Source organism: Halomonas sp. OfavH-34-E, assembly GCF_024124525.1.
GTDB classification, from domain to species: Bacteria; Pseudomonadota; Gammaproteobacteria; order Pseudomonadales; family Halomonadaceae; genus Halomonas; species Halomonas litopenaei.
Map to the genome: position 1 here is coordinate 25,044 of NZ_JAMXRY010000025.1, position 21,170 is coordinate 46,213.

15 protein-coding genes are annotated in these 21,170 nt (G+C 63.6%); 6 read left to right on the forward strand and 9 right to left on the reverse strand.

Annotated features, from left to right (window positions below; translation table 11 throughout):
* Positions 1–178: 178 nt before the first annotated feature.
* The 5 genes from NH448_RS12410 (at position 179) to NH448_RS12430 (ending at position 5,814) form a co-directional block, all read left to right on the forward strand.
* Positions 179–1,363 (forward strand): hypothetical protein, encoded by a 1,185-nt coding sequence (locus tag NH448_RS12410; protein WP_253028820.1) that lies wholly within the window; start codon positions 179–181, stop codon positions 1,361–1,363.
* 653 nt (positions 1,364–2,016) lie between these two features.
* Positions 2,017–2,556: a hypothetical protein gene (locus NH448_RS12415; RefSeq protein WP_045994426.1), complete on the forward strand. Its 540-nt coding sequence runs from the start codon at positions 2,017–2,019 to the stop codon at positions 2,554–2,556.
* A gap of 2 nt (positions 2,557–2,558) precedes the next feature.
* Entirely contained in the window at positions 2,559–4,739 is a 2,181-nt protein-coding gene (locus NH448_RS12420) for a hypothetical protein (RefSeq protein ID WP_045994427.1), read from the forward strand.
* A 214-nt stretch (positions 4,740–4,953) separates the two neighbouring features.
* Positions 4,954–5,280, forward strand: coding sequence for a hypothetical protein (locus NH448_RS12425; protein ID WP_157033113.1), 327 nt, complete (start codon positions 4,954–4,956; stop codon positions 5,278–5,280).
* A 183-nt stretch (positions 5,281–5,463) separates the two neighbouring features.
* Positions 5,464–5,814 carry an antibiotic biosynthesis monooxygenase gene (locus NH448_RS12430; protein ID WP_045994429.1) on the forward strand — a complete coding sequence of 117 codons (351 nt, stop codon included), beginning with the start codon at positions 5,464–5,466 and terminating at the stop codon, positions 5,812–5,814.
* A 170-nt stretch (positions 5,815–5,984) separates the two neighbouring features.
* Here NH448_RS12430 and NH448_RS12435 read toward each other — a convergent pair whose 3' ends face one another.
* The 9 genes from NH448_RS12435 to NH448_RS12475 all read right to left on the reverse strand — a co-directional run bounded on the left by NH448_RS12435 (position 5,985) and on the right by NH448_RS12475 (position 19,017).
* Positions 5,985–6,410, reverse strand: a complete 426-nt coding sequence (locus tag NH448_RS12435) for a putative zinc-binding protein (RefSeq protein ID WP_083970594.1) — start codon at positions 6,408–6,410, stop codon at positions 5,985–5,987.
* 57 nt (positions 6,411–6,467) lie between these two features.
* Positions 6,468–7,730: a gephyrin-like molybdotransferase Glp gene (gene glp / locus NH448_RS12440; RefSeq protein WP_052704489.1), complete on the reverse strand. Its 1,263-nt coding sequence runs from the start codon at positions 7,728–7,730 to the stop codon at positions 6,468–6,470.
* Complete coding sequence (gene moaB / locus NH448_RS12445; RefSeq protein WP_045994430.1) at positions 7,727–8,338, reverse strand: molybdenum cofactor biosynthesis protein B; 612 nt, start codon at positions 8,336–8,338, stop codon at positions 7,727–7,729. Before moaB ends, glp begins: the two co-directional genes overlap by 4 nt.
* Positions 8,339–8,653: 315 nt before the next feature.
* Positions 8,654–9,469, reverse strand: a complete 816-nt coding sequence (locus NH448_RS12450; protein ID WP_108133048.1) for a peptidylprolyl isomerase — start codon at positions 9,467–9,469, stop codon at positions 8,654–8,656.
* An 11-nt stretch (positions 9,470–9,480) separates the two neighbouring features.
* Complete coding sequence (narI, locus tag NH448_RS12455; RefSeq protein WP_253028821.1) at positions 9,481–10,158, reverse strand: respiratory nitrate reductase subunit gamma; 678 nt, start codon at positions 10,156–10,158, stop codon at positions 9,481–9,483.
* Positions 10,155–10,910 carry a nitrate reductase molybdenum cofactor assembly chaperone gene (gene narJ, locus NH448_RS12460; RefSeq protein WP_045994027.1) on the reverse strand — a complete coding sequence of 252 codons (756 nt, stop codon included), beginning with the start codon at positions 10,908–10,910 and terminating at the stop codon, positions 10,155–10,157. Before narJ ends, narI begins: the two co-directional genes overlap by 4 nt.
* Positions 10,903–12,459: a nitrate reductase subunit beta gene (gene narH, locus NH448_RS12465; protein WP_253028822.1), complete on the reverse strand. Its 1,557-nt coding sequence runs from the start codon at positions 12,457–12,459 to the stop codon at positions 10,903–10,905. Before narH ends, narJ begins: the two co-directional genes overlap by 8 nt.
* Positions 12,456–16,223, reverse strand: coding sequence for a nitrate reductase subunit alpha (locus NH448_RS12470; protein ID WP_253028823.1), 3,768 nt, complete (start codon positions 16,221–16,223; stop codon positions 12,456–12,458). Before NH448_RS12470 ends, narH begins: the two co-directional genes overlap by 4 nt.
* 82 nt (positions 16,224–16,305) lie before the next feature.
* Entirely contained in the window at positions 16,306–19,017 is a 2,712-nt protein-coding gene (locus tag NH448_RS12475; RefSeq protein ID WP_222516543.1) for an MFS transporter, read from the reverse strand.
* A gap of 303 nt (positions 19,018–19,320) precedes the next feature.
* Between NH448_RS12475 and NH448_RS12480 the strand changes: the two genes are divergently transcribed.
* Entirely contained in the window at positions 19,321–21,108 is a 1,788-nt protein-coding gene (locus tag NH448_RS12480) for a histidine kinase (RefSeq protein WP_290442750.1), read from the forward strand.
* The last annotated feature ends 62 nt before the right edge of the window (positions 21,109–21,170 follow it).

Sequence of the window (21,170 nt, forward strand, 5' to 3'; positions counted from 1 at the left end):
TTAGCGGGACGGCGCCGTCTCGGTGGTATCCGGTATCGAATCGGTGAGCGGGTGGCTGAGGATGCATCAGGCTAACCGAGGCCGGCGATCAAATAGTGCGGTACACCCAAGTGTGCACTCGGTGCACTCGGTGCACGCGATGCATTCAGGCTCAGGCTCAGGCTCGGGGAGATGGCGTATGACCAGGCACGTTGGGTTTCGGAGGCTATGTCTCTCGATTGTGATACTCGCTGGTTCGTCGGTGGCCCTGGGCGCCGGCCTGCCATCGGGGGAGGGCAGGGAGGCTGTCGAAGTGCAGTGCTCGGTGTGCCATCCGGTCAGTCGCATCAGCCAGAGCCTTGGCTACAGCCGAGAGGGTTGGCTCGAGTTGATGGGTACCATGGTGGATCTCTCGAGTGATCCTGCCCGCCGCGGGGCTATCGCCGACTATCTGGCGGAGCACTTTCCTCCCAATGAGCGACGGGCACCGACGTTGCTTGAGGGAGATACCGATATCAGCTTCCATGAATGGGTGGTGCCGACGCACGGGCAACGCTCGCGGGATCCGGCCGAGGCGCCAGATGGCGGGATCTGGTGGGCGGGGCAGTGGGGTAATCTGGTGGGGCGCATTGATCCCATGTCCGGTGAGATGCGTGAATACCCGCTGCCGCCCGGCAGCATGCCTCACTCGGTGACGCTGGATCGTGACGGTGGTGTGTGGTTTACCGGTAACAAGAACGGGACGCTGGGGCGTCTCGACCCGGCCAGTGGTGATATCGAGGTGGTCGACATGCCTGACCCCTCGGTGCGTGATCCCCACACGGCGGTGTTCGATGATGACGGCCTTCTCTGGTTTACGGCACAGCACGCCAATCGCGTCGGACGCCTCGATCCGCAAACCGGTGAGGTCGAACTCGTTGCCATGCCCACCACTGGGGCGCGGCCCTACGGCATCAAGATGGATGCAGAGGGCACACCCTGGGTGGCCTGCAATGGCAGCAACTGCCTGGTACGGGTCGATCCCGACACCATGGCGCTTACCGAAATCGAACTTCCCCACCAGGCAACCACTGTGCGCAGGCTCGATATCGCCGATGACGGCATGATCTGGTACGTCAATTCGGGAAGGGGCCGGCTTGGGCGCTATGACCCCCGCAGCGGTGAGGTGCAGGAGTGGCCGTCGCCAAGCGGCGAGAAGTCTCATCCCTACGCGATCGCGGTACTCGATGGCGTGGTCTGGTACAACGAATCCGGGATGCGCCCCGATGCTTTGGTGCGCTTTGATCCCGCCACCGAGACCTTCCAGAGCTGGGCGACCCGTCCGGCGGTATTTACGCCGGTATCGTGCGGCATATGCGACCGACCCGGAATGGCGACCTGCTGATTCATCAGAGCGCCACCAATCGCATCATTCGTGTCGAGATCAATCGCTAGGGACCAGGTTGTTCCGGTGAACGTTACGCCGACTCCTTCAGGCACCCCGTCGAGAAAGCCTCTCGGCGGGGTGCCTTCGTTTGTTGCCTTGGTGGTTGATTGGACATCGTCACATTCACGAAGACAGTCTATGCTTCAAAGGCCAAGTTTACTTAGGAAGAGTGTTCTACGGGGGTAGTCATTCTGATTGAATCCATCAGGAATACTTGGTAAGTACTTGATAAATTAGCCGAGATGTTTGGTGTCCTGCGGTCGTGGCCCCGGTGCCTTTTTAAGCACATTTTATTCAGGGCTGCGCCGCCAGAAGCGCTTTCCTTTCCGTGTCAGATGAAAGAGGTCAGCGCGGGGACGCTGTCGGGGCGCCTTGCCCGTTATCCAAAGCTCCGGTGTCCGAGCATGTTTCCCTCCTTCCTCGCATAGCACCAGATTCCGGTCGCCTGCCTCCTGTTTCGGTGGGCTGACGTCCCGGAAGTCGACTACCCCCGCTCGGTCATCGTTTCGATGACCCGGGTAGCGTTATTTCTCGCCGAGCTTCTTGTTGACGACCTGTACTGCGCTGCCCTGCGAAGTTGCAAACGTCATTCAACGTCAAGGAGCCAACACATGAACACGTCAAAAGACCCCGATCCCTGCCCATGCCGCTCTCAGGTGGGGCTGGGCAAGGATCGGGCGGAAGAGCTCGTGGTGGCCAAGGTGCCCCAGGGCTTTGAGGCCAACATCAATGTGCGCCTCGTGCCTGGAGGAGACTTCGCGCTCCCCAAGCGTCCTCTGCGCTGCCGTCCTCGCAAGGGAGCGCCCCGTCGGGATGCCGAGCCTCTTGCGTTACCAGAGGAGGTGATGAAGAAACTCCAGGAGGCCGACAAGTTGATGATGGAGTGGTTGGCCAAGGACGAGGCGAACGCGAGCCTATACATGGCGCATCCTGTCGAGGCCTTGCTCAAGGCCGGTGTCAAATTGTCAAGGCAGGAGCTGAAGGCCGTCGAGCGGGCCCACGGGGAGGTCGAACAGACAGCAGTGGTAGGTCCCGGAGTGAAGGTGGCGGGTTTCAAGGCTGCGGCCTTCCCGCGTGGTCGTATCGGCGAGATCAAGCCGGGTGCGAAGCCGCAGGACGATGATGGCTTTGCCGTTCACAAGGAGGGCTAGTCATGGCACTTGATCGAACTGCCGGTTTTGACATGCTCGTTCAGATTTCCGAGAACGAACTCAACAATCAACTTGCCACGGCCTTCCTCGCCGGAGGGATCTTTCCACCCAGTATCAGCGTGCCAGTCAATGCAGGCGGTGTCAGCGGGAGCGCCGATCTGAATTTCGATACCCCCGTCGCCGACCTGGACCGCCCTCGGCCGAGAATGGGGCTGACCGTTCCCTTTTCCAATTCTCAGCTCCAGATCACCGCGCCCCTGGCGTTGACGGTGGCCCCGATCGGTGGCGCCATCACGGTGGTGGACAGTATCGCCATGGTGACCGAGGGCAGCAATCAGTTCGCCACCATGGACTTCAATGCCGGTGCGCCCACGGTCAATGTGGCCTTCGATCCTGCGTCGGTGTCACTGCTTGAGCCGCTTCTGGATGTTGCGGGGCTGAGCCTCACGCAGGCGCAGAACATGATGGCGGGAGTCGTGCTCGACCAGCTTCAGTCCAGCATCGGTCGAATCGATCTGACGCCAGCGATCCCGGTCGTCGACGATACGGATGCGACAACCGTCTTCGACATCGATGTCACCACCGTGAACGATACCACGGCACTGGATCGTGATTGCCTTGCGTTCGGTGTGCGCATGTCCAGCGACGGCGGGGGTAATATCAATAACGTCACCTCCAGCTTGATCCCTGCCGGGAGCCAGTCGCTGGTGACGATGAGCAACTTCTGGTTGCTGGCCAGGGTAATGCGCCCACGTATCGCAAGCTCCATGGGCAGACCTGTCACCGATTTCGACACCCCCTTGAGGCTAAACCGCAGTATCCCCGCACCGGGTGGTCAGGGGACGCTTCGAAGTCTTGAGGCTCGCGTTGTCGCCAATCGCATTTCCGTCACGGGACGTGCCACCGACTCGGGTAGTGGTTGGTCGGCGGAGTCGAATTTCTCGTTCTTCATCGATATCGGTCTGGATGCTGGGGCGATCACGGTGACTGCCACCACGCCGGTGGTGGATACCGATGTGGACCTGGCCTGGTGGGTGTGGCTTGCCTCACTCGGTCTGGGAGGTCTGTTCGGCGGTATCGTCGGAGTCATCATTGCCGCCGTGGTGCTGGCGATTGTCGAGGCGGTGGCAGAAGGCATCGCCGATGGTCTGATTTCGGATGGAATCAGCGGGGCCATTGGTGGCCTGCCGGCGATCCCGCTCGGGCCGATCGGTGGTGGTCTGACGCTGTCCAGTATCGTCCTCGATGATCTGGAATTGCGCTCGAGCATCGTGCGGTCGGTCTCGGTGCCGGTAAAACACCAGGGCGGAAACGTCGGTCTCGGAGGGTTCTCGGTGGATCTGGACAGTGGCGCCCTCAGTGCGGGGGTGCTGCCCGGAACCGATCTCGCCTGGAATCCCGCAAGCGGCTTGAATGCCGTCGGTGGCAGTGGGCTGACGGTCACGGGGACCTCCTTCGGCGCGCTGACACCGGTGCAGATATCGCGCCTGCCGCTGGCAACAAGCCAGATGTCTCTGGGCCTGATACCCCTCACGTGGCCACGATGGTTCCTGTTCATGCCTCACCATGAGGTGGTCTTCGGGATGCGCACGTCCGAAGGGCGCCTGGCCAAGTTACGTGCCTGGCGCCAGATCGATCAGCAGGGGGCACTGCATCTGGACTGGATCACCTTCGACACCCCGACGCCATCGCTGGATATTGCGGCACGATGGAGCGTGACAGAGCGCGGAGAGGTGACTGACTACATTGCGAAGGACTGTTCTCGTTGTCGTTCCAGCCCGGTGCGATGGTGCGGCGTGTTTGAAGCCTGGCCCAGGCTCACCGCCTTCCCGGTGGACTACGAGTGGTGCCTGTGTGGGCAGACCCTGGAACAGGGCGATGGCAAGGTGAAGAGCGCGGCAGGCATCATTACCTATCGACTGGAGGGACGACGCCTCAAGATCGCGACCGAAATGGGCCAGTCGTTCAAGTGCGAGCTGTGTGTCAGCGCCATCGATGCCCGTGGCCTGGAGCTCTACACCTGTATTCAGCTCAATCAGCCCGGTATAGAGCGGCGTTGCCGTCCGTGCAAACCGACTCGCAAGGATGTGTCGGTCAATCTGTTGCCGGTGGCCGCTGAGCTTGCCTACTGGCGACCCTTGCTGCCGCGGGAGCCGCTGGTCGAGGTAGATCCCATCGGCTAGGCTCGAGCCCACAAGAAACGCAAGAAAGTAGAAGGAAAAGAGATGGCAGGAGGGGCCGGTACCCGAGCAGGGTTCCGGCCCTTTTTTTATGGACGCGGGTCAGCATGGCAGCGAATGGGGTCTTGTATCCTGATATTTTGCCGACATGGGGTATGTCATGAGGTATGGCGTCTGTGGTCTTTTCCTGATGCTAGCGCTGTTGCCGGGAGGCGCCGTGGCCCATGATGATCCCTGGACCAGGGACATCAACGAAGCGGCGGTGGGTTCCGGCTTTGATGATCCTTTTTCGCAAGGCATCAACGAAGCGGCGGTAGGAACCGGTTTCGATGATGCGTTCACGCAAGACGTCAACGAAGGCGTGATCGGCGCGGGCATCGATGATCCGTTCACCGACGATATCAACGAAGGCGCAGTCGGATCAGGGCACGACGATCCTTTTACCCCGGGTATCAATGAAGGCGCGGTAGGCTCGGGGTTCGATGATCCGTTTACTGAACAGATCAATGAGGGGGCGATTGGCTCGGGTAGCGGTGGTTTCTGATCCGCTCTTGTCAGTGCGGGTCTCTGTCGCAGGTCTCTGGCGCAGGTCTCTGGCGTCAGCCTGGCATATGCACCGGGAAGGCCGTTGACGTCGTCTCGTGGTACATTGCCAAGTTCGCCGTGGCGGATTGCGATTTCCGTGACGGCCGCTGGGTGTCTTGTCCATCATCACTGAGGAAAACCGTTGAGCGCCATCGCCACCACACCGACACCGCCGTACTACGCGGTGATCTTCACCTCCACGAGAACGCCGGGGGATGACGGCTACGGCGAGATGGCCGAGCGCATGGTCGAACTGGCGGCACAGCAGCCGGGGTTTCTGGGGGTGGAGTCGGCGCGCTCGCCGGGTGAATATGCCGCCGGCATCACGGTGTCCTACTGGTCTGATCTGGCATCGATCCGCGCCTGGAAGGCCAACCTGGATCATCGCGAGGCCCAGGCCAGGGGCCGCGAGCGCTGGTATGCAAGCTATCGCGTCAGGGTGGCACTGGTGGAGCGGGAGTATGGGCTCGACGAGACAGCGGGGATGAGCTGAGCAGCGACGTCGCTGTCATGACGCACCGCTAACATGACATGGCCAATGATAAGGCCCCGCCGGGGAGCTGCTGCACTGCAGCCCGGCGGGGCCTTGTCGTTCTTGCGTATTGCTCTCACGCGCCACGCCACTTTCACCCGACGGGGCTGGCTTTATCGCCTCACCCTTGCTCAGCGGCGGGCGGCGAGCCTGACGGCGGTGTCCCGCTGGTCGTGGCTCGCCTCACCGCCAGCGAGTGCATCAACGACGGGTATGAGCTGTGTGATGACAGCTTCCACGCAATCGTCATCGTAGCGGCGGCCGCGTCGCTTCTTGAAGCCCTGCTCGTACAGGCGCATATGGTGATTGGCGCTTACGCCGGCCTTGTCCAGGCAATGGGCGGTGCAGTGCATCTGACAGCCATCGAGTGCCACGATCGGTCGCCCGGATTGTGCCTTGCGCACCAGCCCCGGCACGCCGCCACCGACGCCCGAGATGCACGACATCTCGGCGATGCCGCGATGGTCAAGCGCAACAGCAACGCTGTTGGCGAGCTGGGCCACGTCGGAGCAGCCGGAGCAGGCGTAGACCAGGGGAAGGGTTGAGGGGGTGGCCATGGTGGGCTCTCCTTGTCTGACCATTCAGGGTGTGATGTCGGCGTTAAGGTCGCCGGGCTAGCGGGCAAACTGGCTTAGCGGCAGGTAGGGATAGCGCTGGCCGGGCACCACCTGCTGGCCGGGGGGCACCTGTAGGTAGCCGTCGGCTTGTGCTGCACTCTTGAGCATATTGGAGCCCTGGTCGCCGGCGATCCTGGCCACCGGGGCAATGTCGCTGTGATCCAGGCGGACGCGCAGCCACTGGGTGCGCGTGCGGTTGGCGCGGTAGGTGAAGCCTGCGTGTACTGCAAAGCTCGCCAGCGGGGCGATGGTTCGACCCTGTCGGCGATGCAGCACCGCCAGGCCCAGCAGGTGCCAGGCGACCAGGGCAGCGGTGGGGTTGCCGGGAAGTCCCAGCAGCGGGGTACCGGTGGATGGGGACTGGCCGATGTAGCCCAGGGTGAAGGGCTTGCCGGGCTTCATCGCTACGCCGCTGAGGCAGATGCCGCCAAGGCGCTCGAGACAGGGCCTGACGTGGTCTTCCTCACCCACCGAGACGCCGCCGGTACAGACGATCAGATCGGCCTGGCGGGCGGCGAAGGTCAGCGCTTCTTCGAGTGCCGTGGCGGTGTCGCTGATGATGCCAAGGTCGACAAGCTCGGCGTTGTGATCCTGCAGCAGGGCATGCAGCATGCCGGCGTTCGAGTTGTAGATCTGGCCCGGGGCCAGCGGCTTGCCCGGCGTGACCAGCTCCGAGCCGGTACTGATGACGGCGACGCGCACCCGACGCCGGCAGGGCACCTCGGTGATGCCCTGGGCCGCCAGCAGTGCCAGGCGGATGGCATCGAGGGGCTCACCTGGCTCGAGCAGCGCCGCTCCCAGGGTGAGCTCTTCGCCACGTCGCCGGATATGGTCTCCCAGGTGTAAATCCGAGGGAAAGTGGATCTGGCCGGCGTCATCGATCCGTACCCGTTCCTGGGGCACCACCACGTCGGCACCGCGGGGAATCGGTGCGCCGGTGAAGATGCGCGCACAGCCGTCGAAGGGCAGGGTGATCGGGGCGGCGCCGGCGGGTACCCGGGCCACCACGGGCAGGGCAAGCCGGTGCTTGAGGTCGGCCAGACGCAGGGCGTAGCCGTCCATGGCGCTGTTGTCGATGCCGGGAACGTCGTGCAGCGCCTTGAGCGGCGCGGCCAGGATGCGGCCACGGGCGTGGGTCGTTCTCAGCGTCTCGGTGTCCTCCAGTGGGCGGGTCAAGGCGATGACCTGCTCGCGGGCCTGCCAGGGATCGACCAGGGTGTGGCTTCTGGTCGGTGTGTCACAGCCGCAGGTCTCGCTCATGGGGTGACCTCCAGGGCTTCGTGTCGAGCCGTCATCCCGTTGACTGAAGCGACGTGGTGATCCGCGCTGCGGCTGCTGCAGCGCTGGCTGTCCTTCACCACCATGGCGACGAAGTTGCAGGGCCGGGTGCGGGCGTCGAGCTGGGCTGCAAGAATGTCGTCCCAGGCCATGGCGCAGGCCTTGGGCGAGCCGGGCATGGAGAACACCAGGGTGCGATCGATCACCCCGGCCACGGCGCGGGACTGGATGGTGGAGGTGCCGATGGCCTCGAAGGAACGCAGACGAAACAGCTCGCCGTAGCCTTCGACGACCTTGTCGAACAGTACCGTCAGTGCCTCCGGTGTGTTGTCCCGGGCGGTAAAGCCGGTGCCGCCGTTGACCAGCACCACCTGGATGTCGGAACGGATCACCCAGGCGCTGACCTGGGCGCGAATGCGATAGATGTCGTCGGGGACCAGGGCGCGCTCGGTCAGGCGGTGTCCGGTGCCGGCTAACCGGTCTGCCAGCAGGTTGCCGCTGCCGTCTTCGTCCAGGCCACGGGTATCGGACACGGTGAGGATGGCGATATCCAGCGGGGTGAACACGGCGCACGTGGACGTATGAGACATGCAAGGACTCCGGTGGAGAGAACGTGAAGGGAGCCCGCCGGACCCTGAGGTCTGGCGGGGGTGTCAGGTGGGAGGGAAGGGGGAGTCGCACGCGTCATTCGCTAGGGCTTGTCTGAAAAGTGCCTGCGCTCGGTAATACGGCGTTAAAAATCGGATTAAAATGCTCATTTACACCCCGTAAACTGCGCTTTCTCACCGATTTTTGCCTTGTCTAACCTTCGCTCGTCGACTTTTCGGACAGCGCCTAGTGGCGCCTGATCGGCGCTCTGTCTGTGCTCTTTCAACGCCCTTGGTGGCGACCTTGCAGCGCCCTCGTCAGCGCATCAGGGGGCCGTCGACGTCATCGTCGGCCAGGGTGAAACCCTCGACGCCGATCTCGCTTTCCAGCGCCAGCAGGTAGTGGCGCAGAGCGACTCGGGTGGCCTGTTCGGTCAGCTCGTGGGCGACCCTGTCCTTGACCTCGGCGTAGGGCAGTGGCTGGCGCTCCAGACGAGCGTCGATGACGACCACGTGCCAACCGTAGCGCGACGGCAGCGGACGCTCGTGCAGGCCTTCGGGCAGGGGTTCCAGCGCGCGGTCGAGCTCGCTGACGGTCTGGCCGCGGCTGACCCAGCCAAGGCTTCCGCCTTCGTCCTTCGATGGGCACTGCGAAAACCGCTGCGCCATTTCATCGAAGCGTTTGGGATGCTGCTTGAGGGTGTCGATCAGCCCTTCGGCCTTCTTGAACTGCTCGTCGCGGGCGTCCAGGTCGTCGGGGGCCGCCGCCAGCAGGATATGCCGGACCTTGAGACGGGTGGGCTCGCAGAAGCGTTCGGGGTGAGCCGCGTGAAAGCGTACGCAGGCCTCTTCATCGGGCGGGGGGACTTGCAGTTCCTGATCCAGCATCACGGCGATCGCACGCTCGTCGGGCTCGTGCAACGAGCCCGTCTCGATGCCCAGGATCTCGGCGCGCTGGCGCAAGAGTTCCTGGATGACCAGGGCGCGGGCCGCCGCCTTGGCGGCGGCCTCGCGATCCGTTGACGGATGGAACTGCATCTCCCCGGCGATGGCTTCCTCGCCGATCACGCTGTCACCAACACGAATGCTGGGAACCGTTGTGTGCGGCAGGGTTTCCACGGGGATGGTTTGCATGACATGCCTCCTCAGGCACGGCGCCGGACGATCTGGTAGCGACGCCCCAGGTAACCCAGGGGAGCGCTCCAGGCGTGAACCAGGCGAGTGAACGGGAACACCAGCACGATGGTCAGACCGACCAGAATGTGCAGGTGGTAGATGAAGCCAATGCCTTCGAGGTGGGTGGCGGCGCCGCCCTGGAAGAAGACGATGGCCTGTGCCCATTCGGCAAGCTTGATCATCACGCCGCCGTCCAGGTGATGCAGGGCGGCGGGAATGGTCAGCAGGCCCAGGGTGACCTGAACCACCAGCAGCACGATGATCAGGTTGTCCATGAAGCTGGAGGACGCCTTGACCCGTGGGTCGGTGAAGCGGCGATGCAGCAGCATGGCGCCACCGATCAGACAGGCGATACCGGCAATGCCACCGACCAGGATGGCAAACACCTGCTTGGTGCCGGCGCTGATGAAGGGGGCGTAGACCCAATGCGGGGTCAGCAGGCCGACCAGGTGGCCGAAGAAGATCACCAGGATGCCGACGTGGAACAGCGGACTGGCCAGGCGCATGCGCCTGGACGACAGCATCTGGCTCGAGCCGGTCTTCCAGGTGTACTGGCCATGGTCGAAGCGCAACAGGCTACCGATCAGAAAGACGCTGCCCGCCAGGTAGGGATAGAGGCCGAACAGCAGGGTGTGCAGGTAGTTCATGACAGACCTCCAGTGGGTCGAGAGGGCATGGCATCGGGGAGGCGAACGGTGTCGGGCTGGATACTGCCCCGACGTTCGGCGAGGCGCTTGCCCTCGGCGGAGGTCAGCGCGCAGTCCTGGTCGGATTCGGCCGAGAAACGCACGGCCTCCTCCTCCCACACGGCGTCGAGGGCGGCAGGGGTGTTGTCGGCCGGTTCTTCCTTGACCGCCTCGCGGTGGAGGTCCACCTGATCCTCGGCGCCGATCAGCGACAGCAGCGTCAGGGTCACCAGCGCCTGGTCGCACTGCTTGGCCTCCAGGCGGGCGGTGATGAGTGCCAGGATATGGCTGACGTCACCGATCCAGCGGGCCACCTCGTCACCCTCGCGAGTGGAGAGGAACTCCAGCAGCAGTGGCAGGTGGTCGGGCAGCTCGCGGCTGTCGAGGGCAAAGCCGGCGTCCTCGTACTCGCCGAGCAGGTCGACCATCGCCTGGCCGCGGTCGCGGGACTCGCCGTGGACGTGCTCGAACAGCAGAAGCGAGGTGGCGCGGCCACGATCGAATTGGGCGACGTAGGCCGCCTGAACGTCCAGCAGGCGGGCATCCGCCAGGCGATCACACCAGTCGAGCAGTGCCTGCCGGGGGGCTCCCCCCGGCAGTGGCATGGCGGCAATTGCCGCCTTGACCTCGGCAAGCCCCTCGATCAGTTCCCGGTCGGGATAGTCGAGCAGCCGGGCCAGGGCGCGCAGACCCTGGGCGAGTGGATTAGTCATGCTCGACCTCCGGATGGCTGGGGTCGTACTGCTCGACGTTGACCAGGGTGGTGGTCTGCTTGCGTCCGCCGAACAGGCTGGCCTTGTCGCTGCCGCCCTGGCAGCCGTTGCCGAAGGTGAAGCCGCAGCCGCCACGCTCCGGGAAGGCCTCGCGGGCCTGCTCGCGGTGGCTGGTCGGGATGACGAAGCGGTCCTCGTAGTTGGCGATGGCCAGGTAGCGGTACATCTCCTCGACCTGGGCCTCGCTCAGCTCGACCTCGTCGAGGACGTCGTGGCGCAACTCACCGTCCACGTGCTTGCCGCGCATGTACTCGCGCATCGCCATCATGCGCTTGAGCGCGCGAACCACCGGCGCCTCGTCACCGGCGGTGAGCATGTTGGCCAGGTACTTCACCGGGATGCGCAGTGATTCGACCTTGGGCAGCACGCCGTCGGTTTCCACGTGGCCACCGTCCACCGCCGACTGGATCGGCGACAGCGGCGGCACGTACCAGACCATCGGCAGGGTGCGGTACTCCGGGTGCAGCGGCAGCGCCAGCTGCCAGTCCATGGCCATCTTGTAGACCGGGGACTCCTGGGCCGCCTTGATCACGTTGTCATCGATGCCGTCACGCTTGGCCTGGGCGATGACCTCGGGATCATTGGGGTCGAGGAAGATCTCGCACTGGCGCTTGTACAGGTCGCGCTCGTCCTGGGAGGCGGCGACCTCCTCGATGCGATCGGCGTCGTAGAGCAGCACGCCCAGGTAGCGGATGCGACCGACGCAGGTCTCGGAGCACACCGTAGGCTGGCCCGACTCGATACGCGGGTAGCAGAAGATGCACTTCTCGGACTTGCCGGACTTCCAGTTGTAGTAGATCTTCTTGTACGGACAGCCGGATACGCACATCCGCCAGCCGCGGCACTTGTCCTGGTCGATCAGGACGATGCCATCCTCTTCACGCTTGTAGATCGCACCGCTCGGGCAGCTGGCCACACAGGCCGGGTTGAGGCAGTGCTCGCACAGGCGCGGCAGGTACATCATGAAGGTGTTTTCGAACTGGCCGTAGATGTCCGCCTGGATCTTGTCGAAGTTGGCGTCCTTGCGGCGCTTGGCGAACTCGGTGCCGAGAATCTCTTCCCAGTTCGGGCCCCACTCGATCTTCTCCATGCGCTGACCGGAGATCAGCGAACGGGGGCGCGCCACTGGCTGGTGGCGGCCCTTCTTGGCCTGGTGCAGGTGCTGGTAGTCGAAGGTGAACGGCTCGTAGTAGTCGTCGATCTCCGGCAGGTCGGGGTTGGCGAAGATGTTCGCCAGCACCCGCCACTTGCCGCCGATGCGCGGCTCGATGGTGCCGTCCTCGCGCCTCAGCCAGCCGCCTTTCCAGCGCGCCTGGTTCTCCCACTCCTTGGGATAGCCGATGCCCGGCTTGGTCTCGACGTTGTTGAACCAGGCGTACTCGACGCCTTCACGACTGGTCCAGACGTTCTTGCAGGTCACCGAACAGGTGTGACAGCCGATGCACTTGTCGAGGTTGAGCACCATGCCCACTTGGGAACGGATCTTCATTTCACTGCCTCCTGGGCGCTGTCCTGTCCTTCGCCGTCCAACCAGTTGACGTGCTTCATCTTGCGCACCATGACGAACTCATCGCGGTTGGAGCCGACGGTGCCGTAGTAGTTGAAGCCGTAGGAGAGCTGTCCGTAGCCGCCGATCATGTGGGTCGGCTTGGGGCAGACGCGGGTGACAGAGTTATGGATACCGCCGCGGGTACCGGTGACCTCGGAGCCGGGCACGTTCACGATGCGCTCCTGGGCGTGGTACATCATCGCCATGCCGGTCTTGACCCGCTGACTGACCACCGCGCGGGCGGCGATGGCGCCGTTGGCGTTGTACAGCTCGATCCAGTCGTTGTCCTCGACACCGATGGCGACCGCGTCCTCCTCGGACAGCCAGACGATGGGGCCGCCACGCGACAGGGTCAGCATCAACAGGTTGTCGGAGTAGGTGGAGTGGATGCCCCACTTCTGGTGCGGGGTGATCCAGTTCAGCGCGATCTCCGGGTTACCGTTGGGCCGCGGCATCGCCATGGCCTTGGTGGCCTTGGTGTCGATGGGCGGACGGTAGACCAGCAGGCTCTCGCCGAAGTCACGCATCCAGGCGTGATCCTGGTAGAACTGCTGGCGGCCGCTGACGGTACGCCAGGGAATCAGCTCGTGGACGTTGGTGTAGCCGGCGTTGTAGGACACGTGCTCGTCCTCCAGGCCAGACCAGGTCGGGCTGGAGATGATCTTGCGCGGCTGGGCCACCACGTCGCGGAAGCGGATCTTCTCCTCTTCCTTGGGAATCGCCAGGTGGGTGTGGTCGCGTCCGGTGATCTTCGACAGCGCGTCCCAGGCCTTCACCGCCACCTGACCGTTGGTCTCCGGTGCCAGCGCCAGGATCATCTCGGCGGCGTCGATGGCGCTTTCGAGTCTGGGCTGACCCTTGGCCGGACCCTCGAGCTTGACTTGGTTGAGGCCACGCAACAGCTCGACTTCCTTGTCGGTGTTCCAGCCGATGCCCTTGCCACCGTTGCCGATGCTCTCTAGCAGCGGACCCACCGAGGTGAAGCGCTCGTAGGTCTCGGGGTAGTTGCGCTTGACCTCGATCAGGCTCGGCATGGTCTTGCCGGGGATCGGCTCGCACTCGCCGCGCTTCCAGTCGAGCACTTCGGGCTGGGCCAGCTCGCCGGGGCTGTCATGCTGCAGCGGCAGGGTGACCAGGTCGGTTTCCTCGCCCAGGTGGCCGGGGCAGACCTGGGAGAATCTCTTGGCGATGCCCTTGTAGATGTCCCAGTCGCTGCGCGCTTCCCAGGCCGGATCGGTGGCGGCGGTCAGCGGGTGGATGAAGGGGTGCATGTCCGAGGTGTTGAGATCGTCCTTCTCGTACCAGGTCGCGGTGGGCAGCACCACGTCGGAGTACAGGCAGGTGGTCGACATGCGGAAGTCCAGGGTGGTGAACAGATCCACCTTGCCCTCGGGGGCCTCGTCGTGCCAGGTAACTTCCCGGGGCATGGCGCCGCCGGATTCGCCCAGGTCCTTGCCCTGCAGCCCATGGCGGGTGCCCAGCAGGTACTTGAGCATGTACTCGTGACCCTTGCCCGAGGAGCCCAGCAGGTTGGAGCGCCACACGAACATGTTGCGCGGGAAGTTCTGGGGGTTGTCCGGGTCCTCGGCGGCGAAGCCAAGACGGCCCTGCTTGAGCTGGCTGACCACGTAGTCGGCGGTGGACATGCCGGCCTCACTGGCGGGGCCTGCCAGGCGCAGCGGGTTGACCCCGAGCTGCGGCGCCGACGGCAGCCAGCCCATGCGCTCGGCGCGCACGTTGAAGTCGATCAGGCTGCCGTCGTACTTGTCGGCCTTGGCCAGCGGCGACAGCAGTTCCTTGACCTCGAGCTTCTCGTAGCGCCACTGGCTCGAGTGGTTGTAGAAGAACGAGGTGCCGTTCATGTGGCGCGGCGGACGCTGCCAGTCCAGGCCGAAGGCCAGCGGAGTCCAGCCGGTCTGGGGACGCAGCTTTTCCTGGCCCACGTAGTGGGACCAGCCGCCGCCGGACTGACCGATACAGCCGCATAGCACCAGCATGTTGATCAGGCCACGGTAGTTCATGTCCATGTGGTACCAGTGGTTCATCCCGGCACCGACGATGATCATGGACCGACCCTGGGTCTTGTCGGCGTTGTGGGCGAACTCGCGGGCGATGCGGATACACTGGTTGGCGGGCACGCCGGTGATCTTTTCCTGCCACGCCGGGGTGTAGGGACGCAGCTGGTCCAGTGCGGTGGCGCCGTCGTCCTCGCCTTCGCCGCCGAGGCCACGGTCGATACCGTAGTTGGCGCACATCAGGTCGAACACGGTGACCGCCAGCACTTCCTTGCCATCGGCCAGGGTCAGCTTCTTGGCCGGCAGGCAGTGGTGCAGCACCTCGTTGCCTTCGACGTGGTCGAAGTGCTCGTGGGCGATGCCACCGAAATAGGGGAAGGCCACCTTGGCGACGCTGTCGTGGGCGTCGGCCAGCGACAGTCGCAGGTCGATCTCCTGGCCGTCGGCGTCCAGTGACTCAAGGCTCCACTTGCCCTTTTCGTCGTCGCCGTTCTCGCCCCAGCGGAAGCCAATGGAACCGCGCGGCACCACCAGCTGGTCACGGGTCTCGTCCCAGGCGACGGTTTTCCACTCGGGGTTGTTTTCCTGGCCGAGCGAGGCGTCGAAGTCGGCCGCACGCAGCTGCTTGCCCGGGGCGTAGGTGCCGTCCTCGCGGGGCTCGAGGGCCACCAGGAAGGGCATGTCGGTGTAGCGCTTGACGTAGTCGGTGAAGTAGACGCTGGGCGAGGCGAGGTGGAATTCCTTGAGGATGACGTGGCCCATGGCCATGGCCAGGGCGGCGTCGGTGCCCTGCTTGGCGGACAGCCATTCGTCGGTGAGCTTCGAGACCTCGGCGTAGTCCGGGGTGATCGACACCGTCTTGGTGCCCTTGTAGCGCACCTCGGTGAAGAAGTGGGCGTCCGGGGTACGTGTCTGCGGCACGTTGGAACCCCAGGCGATGATGTAGCCGGAGTTGTACCAGTCGGCGGATTCCGGCACGTCGGTCTGCTCGCCCCAGGTCTGTGGGGAGGCCGGCGGCAGGTCGCAGTACCAGTCATAGAACGACAGGCAGACTCCGCCGATCAGCGACAGGTAGCGGGCGCCGGCGGCGTAGGAGACCATCGACATGGCGGGGATCGGCGAGAAGCCGATGATGCGGTCGGGACCGTAGGTCTTGGCGGTGTAGACGTTGGCCGCCGCGATCAGGGTCTGCGCCTCGTCCCAGTCGGCGCGGACGAAGCCGCCCATGCCGCGGGCACGCTTGTACTGATTGGCCAGGACCGGGTCCTCGACGATGGAGGCCCAGGCATCCACCGGGTCGGCGTGCTTGTCCAGCGCGCGTCGCCACAGGCTGACCAGCTCCTGGCGAATCAGCGGGTACTTGAGGCGGTTGGCACTGTACAGGTACCAGGAGTAGCTGGCGCCACGTGGGCAACCGCGGGGCTCGTGGTTGGGCAGATCGGCGCGGGTACGCGGATAGTCGGTCTGCTGGGTTTCCCAGGTGACCAGGCCATTCTTGACGTAGATCTTCCAGCTGCACGAGCCGGTGCAGTTCACCCCGTGGGTGGAGCGCACGATCTTGTCGTGCTGCCAGCGGGCGCGATAGCCGTCTTCCCAGTCACGTGTCTCTTCGCGGGTTTCGCCGTGTCCGTCGGCGAATTCCGGAGGACGTTTGGTCAGGTATCTCAGGCGATCGAGAAAATGACTCATGGAGGTCTCCTCAAAGGCCCCCCGAAGGGGGCCTGGCTAGGCGGTCCTTGCGGACTCGAATGTCACGGTCTTGACGGGAACGTCAGTGCTGGGTCTGGGCCGCACCGGCGCTTGGCTTGCGGGTGGGACCCGCATCCAGGTTCAGTTCGATCTCCGCGCCCTTGCGGCTGTAGTAGAACCAGGTCAGGGCGGTGCAGAACACGTAGAACACGATGAAGCCGATCAGTGCCGCTTCGGCACCGCCGGTCAGCGAGATCGAGGTACCGAAGGACTTCGGAATCAGGAAGGCGCCGTAGGCGGCGATGGCCGAGGTGAAGCCGATGGTGGCAGCGGATTCGCGCTCGGCGTGGACCAGCTGCTCGGCGGCGGTCAGGTTCGGCATCAGCCGCGGCACTTCCTTGCGGAAGATCGACGGGATCATCTGGAAGGTGCTGGCATTGCCGACGCCGGTGGCGAAGAACAGCAGCATGAAGGAGGCGAAGAAGCCGTAGAAGGCGATCGACATGTCCTTGTTCATCAGGAAGAACAGCACGCCGATCACGCCGCCGATCATGGTCAGGAAGGTCCAGAAGGTGACCCGGGCACCACCGAAGCGGTCGGCCAGTCCACCGGTCCAGGCACGACTCAGGGCGCCGACGAACGGGCCGAGGAAGGCGTACTGGAGGGCATCGATGGCCGGGAACTGGGTCTTGGTCAACAGCGGGAAGCCGGCGGAGAAGCCAATGAAGCTGCCAAAGGTGCCGGTGTAGAGGATGCACATCAGCCAGTTGTGCTTGCGCTTGAAGATGACCGACTGCTCCTTGAAGGAGGACTTGGCGCTGGCGATGTCATTCATGCCGAACCAGGCGGCGACGGTGGCGATGACGATGAACGGCACCCACACGAAGCCGGCGTTCTGCAGCCACAGAAGATCAGTGTCGGACATCGGCTGGCCACTGCCGGTGAACATCACGAAGCTGCCGGTGGAGATGACCACGGGCACCAGGAACTGCATCACCGACACGCCGAGGTTGCCGAGGCCGGCGTTCATGGCCAGGGCCTTGCCCTTCTCACGCTTGGGATAGAAGAAGGCGATGTTGGCCATGGAGGACGCAAAGTTGCCGCCACCGAAGCCACACAGCAGGGCGATGATCGCCATCACCAGGTAGGGCGTTTCGGGATTCTGGACGGCGAAGCCGATCCACAGAGCAGGCAGCAGCAGCGAGGCGGTGGAAATCGCGGTGAAGCGACGGCCGCCGAAGATCGGTACGGTAAAGCTGTAGAAGATCCGCAGGGTGGCACCGGAAAGACCCGGCAGGGCCGCCAGCCAGAACAGCTGGTTCGGGCTGTACTCGAAGCCTACCTGGGGAAGCTTGGCCACGACCATGGACCACACCATCCAGATGCAGAAGGCCAGCAGCAGACAGGGGATGGAGATCCACAGGTTACGCGTGGCGATCTTGCGACCGGTGGACTGCCAGAAGGACTCGTCCTCGGGGCGCCAGTCCTCGAGCACGAAACGGCTCGGGGTGGACAGCTCGGGCAGGTCGGTGGACTCGCAGCGATCGCGGGCCTCGATACGCTCGGCCTTGCGGATGGCGAAGTGCATCCACATGAGCGCGGCGGCAACCACGACGAACATCAGCATGAAGCAGCTCTGCCAGATGCCGATGACATCATTGAGCATGCCGAAGGTCAGCGGCAGGAAGAAGCCGCCGAGGCCACCGACCATGCCGACGGCGCCACCGACCAGGCCGACGCTCTTGGGATAGTAGACCGGGATGTGCTTGTACACGGCGGCCTTGCCCAGCGACATGAAGAAGCCCAGCACCATGGTCAACAGGATGAAGCCGACCAGCGGCATGGCGAAGGTGAACTCGACCGGACCACGGACGCCATCGACGACGTACTGGGTGGGCGGATAGCTCAGCAGGAAGGTGCAGATGACCGAGGCCAGGAAGGTCCAGTACATCACGCGACGGGCGCCGTAGCGGTCGGACATCCAACCGCCGAGAATACGGAACAGCGAGGCCGGGATGGTGTACAGCGCCGCCACGATACCCGCCGCTGACAGGCTCAGGCCGTAGACCTCGATCAGGTAGTGGGGCAGCCAAAGGGCGAGGGCGACGAAGCCACCGAAGACGAAGAAGTAGTAGAGCGAGAAGCGCCACACGCGCAGGTCGGCCAGGGGCGCGAACTGCTCGGACAGCGGCAGGCGCACGGCATTGCGCGACTGATTCTGGGGGTCTTCCTTGGCCAGCAGGATGAAGGCCACGCCCATGATCGCCATGATGGTGGCGTAGACCAGGGCGGTGCTTTTCCAGCCCATTGCCATCAGCAGGAAGGGCGCGCCGAAGTTGGTGACGGCGGCACCGACGTTACCGGCCCCGAAGATGCCCAGCGCCGTACCCTGGCGTTCCTTCTCGAACCAGGCCGAGGTGTAGGCCACGCCGACGATGAAGGAGCCACCGGCAAGGCCGATACCCAGTGCGCCGACCAGCAGCATCACGTAGCTGTTGGCGAAGGTCAGCAGGTAGACACAGGTAGCGGTGACCAGCATGAGCAGACCGAAGACCCAGCGGCCCCCGAAGCGGTCAGTCAGTACACCGAGAAAGAGTCGGCTGATCGAACCCGTCAGCACGGGAGTGGCCATCAGCAGGCCAAGTTGGGTGTCGGAGAGCGCGAAGTCCTCCTTGATCTGGATACCGAGAATCGAGAACAGGGTCCAGACGGCGAAGCAGAGAGTGAAGGCGAGTGTGGATAGGCCTAGCGCTCTGTTCTGCTGACGCCGGGGTACGGTGTCATGTTGGAGCATGTGCTTTCCTCTTTAGGGGTGCCGGTTCGGCCCCTAAACCTTGCTACAATGTATCTGTATGGCACTTGATTGTGGTCAAGAGAATTGCGTGCTATATCCAGCGCATTTGCTTAATTACCTCCATGGAGGTATCCGGGTGTTTTTGAGGTGTTCGTCACGTATTATCTGCCCTCTCAGATGGATGCGACATTCCGGAAATTTCTAGATGATGAAACCCTTGATCTGGGTCAAAAAGGGAAGGTGTAGTAGATGAACGGCGCCTTTTACCTGCGCCGATCACTGATGCTGCGCATGCTGGTCGCCATGGCGGCGATATCCTGTCTGGCCCTGGTCAGCCTGCTGGGCTCCATCGTCATCGCAAAGAGCGCGGGAGGTTATGCCGACGCCATCAACCAGGCGGGCTCGCTGCGAATGCAGGCCTATCGACTGCTGGCGACGTCGGAGTTGCTGCCGGCGGATCACCCCAGGCGACGCTGGCAGCACGAACAGATGGAGGCCACGCTGGCTGCCGGGGCGATCATCGCGCTGATTCCGGTGGACGCCGATGATCCGCTCAGAGAGGCCTACGACAGGGTGGTGGAGTGCTGGCACGAAACCCTGCGTCCCAACACGGTGGATTTCGAAGGTGGTGACGTCTTTCGGCTGGATGACAAGGTCGCCGAGTTCGTCGACAAGGTCGATATTCTGGTGGGAAGGCTTCAAGAATACGCCGAGTCAAAGGTCGTATTTCTTGAGGTTTTTCAGGGGGCATCACTCGCCGTTCTCGTGATCTTTATGGTGATGGTTGTCTATCGAATAGTCTGCGGTGTCATGCCGCCATTTCGTGACCTTATTCGCGTTGTGAATGGTGTTATGGTCGGTGACTTTTCGGGGAGAACCATCTACCGGGGTAACGACGAGTTAGGCTTGTTATCCAGAACAATCAACAAGATGAATGCCAGCCTGTCGGAAATGTACGGTCAGCTGGAAAAGCGTGTCGCGGCGAAGACCCATGAACTGAAGCGCAGCAATGATGCGTTGCGCATGCTTTATTTGACCGCGCGGCGTCTCAATGGGGTCACTCCGCTGACCCGGGAAGAGCTCGAGGAAGTGCTGCGCCAGCTGGAAGCGGTGACCGACGAAGGCCCCTTCGAGCTGCGCCTGTCCATGGGAGGCAATGGCAAGGATATTGTCAGACTCAGCTCTCGCCCCGGCGCGGAAAGCGCTTTCGTTCAGGAACCATCGCGCGGGTGTGAAATATCAGACAAGGCAGTCTCAGGACTGTATGCCAACGGCAATGAATACGCGGTCAGGGTGCGCGAAGCGGGTCGGGATTTTGGCGAGTTGCGTGTCCATCAGCCTCCCGGCCATATGCTGGCCCAGTGGAAGATCGAGCTGGTGGAGACGGTGGCCGGGCTGATTGCCGCGGCCTTGTCGCTGTCCGAGAAAGCCGACGAACAGCGTCGTCTGGCGCTGATGGATGAGCGCGCGGTGATTGCGCGAGAGCTTCACGACTCGCTGGCGCAGTCGCTGTCCTACCTGAAGATCCAGGTCACCCGTCTACAGATGCAGCTCGATCAGCAACGCCACGAGCAGGTGGCGCAGGTGGTCGCGGAACTCCGGCACGGTCTCAATTCGTCCTACCGCCAGCTCAGGGAGCTGCTCAACACCTTTCGTCTGCGCATCCATGAGTCGGGTCTGGAAGCGGCGTTGGAGGAAACGGTGCTGGAGTACTCCAAGCGGGGCGACTTCGAGCTGACCCTGAAAGGCCAGTGGAGCGGGCTGTCGCTGACCCCCAATGAGGAAATTCATGTGCTGCAGATCGTGCGCGAGTCGCTGTCCAACGTGGCCCGCCATGCACGTGCTCGGCACTGCACCATCAGCCTCGCCGTCGACGACACGGGGCACTATCAACTTTCGGTCACGGACGACGGTGTAGGCATCGGACCGCAATCGGATCCTTCCATGTCCCACGGGATGGCGATCATGGAAGAGCGGGCACGAAGCCTGAGTGGAAAGCTCACGGTCAGAGGCATCAAGCCCTGCGGCACCGTGGTGACCGTCCGCTTTCTGCCGCGTCTGTTGGCGCAGTTACCTGTGGCGTCCGAGTGATGGGCTTTCACGGGCGCGAGGTCGCGACGACGTGGCCTGCTGAACGTGTTGCCCGGCAGCGG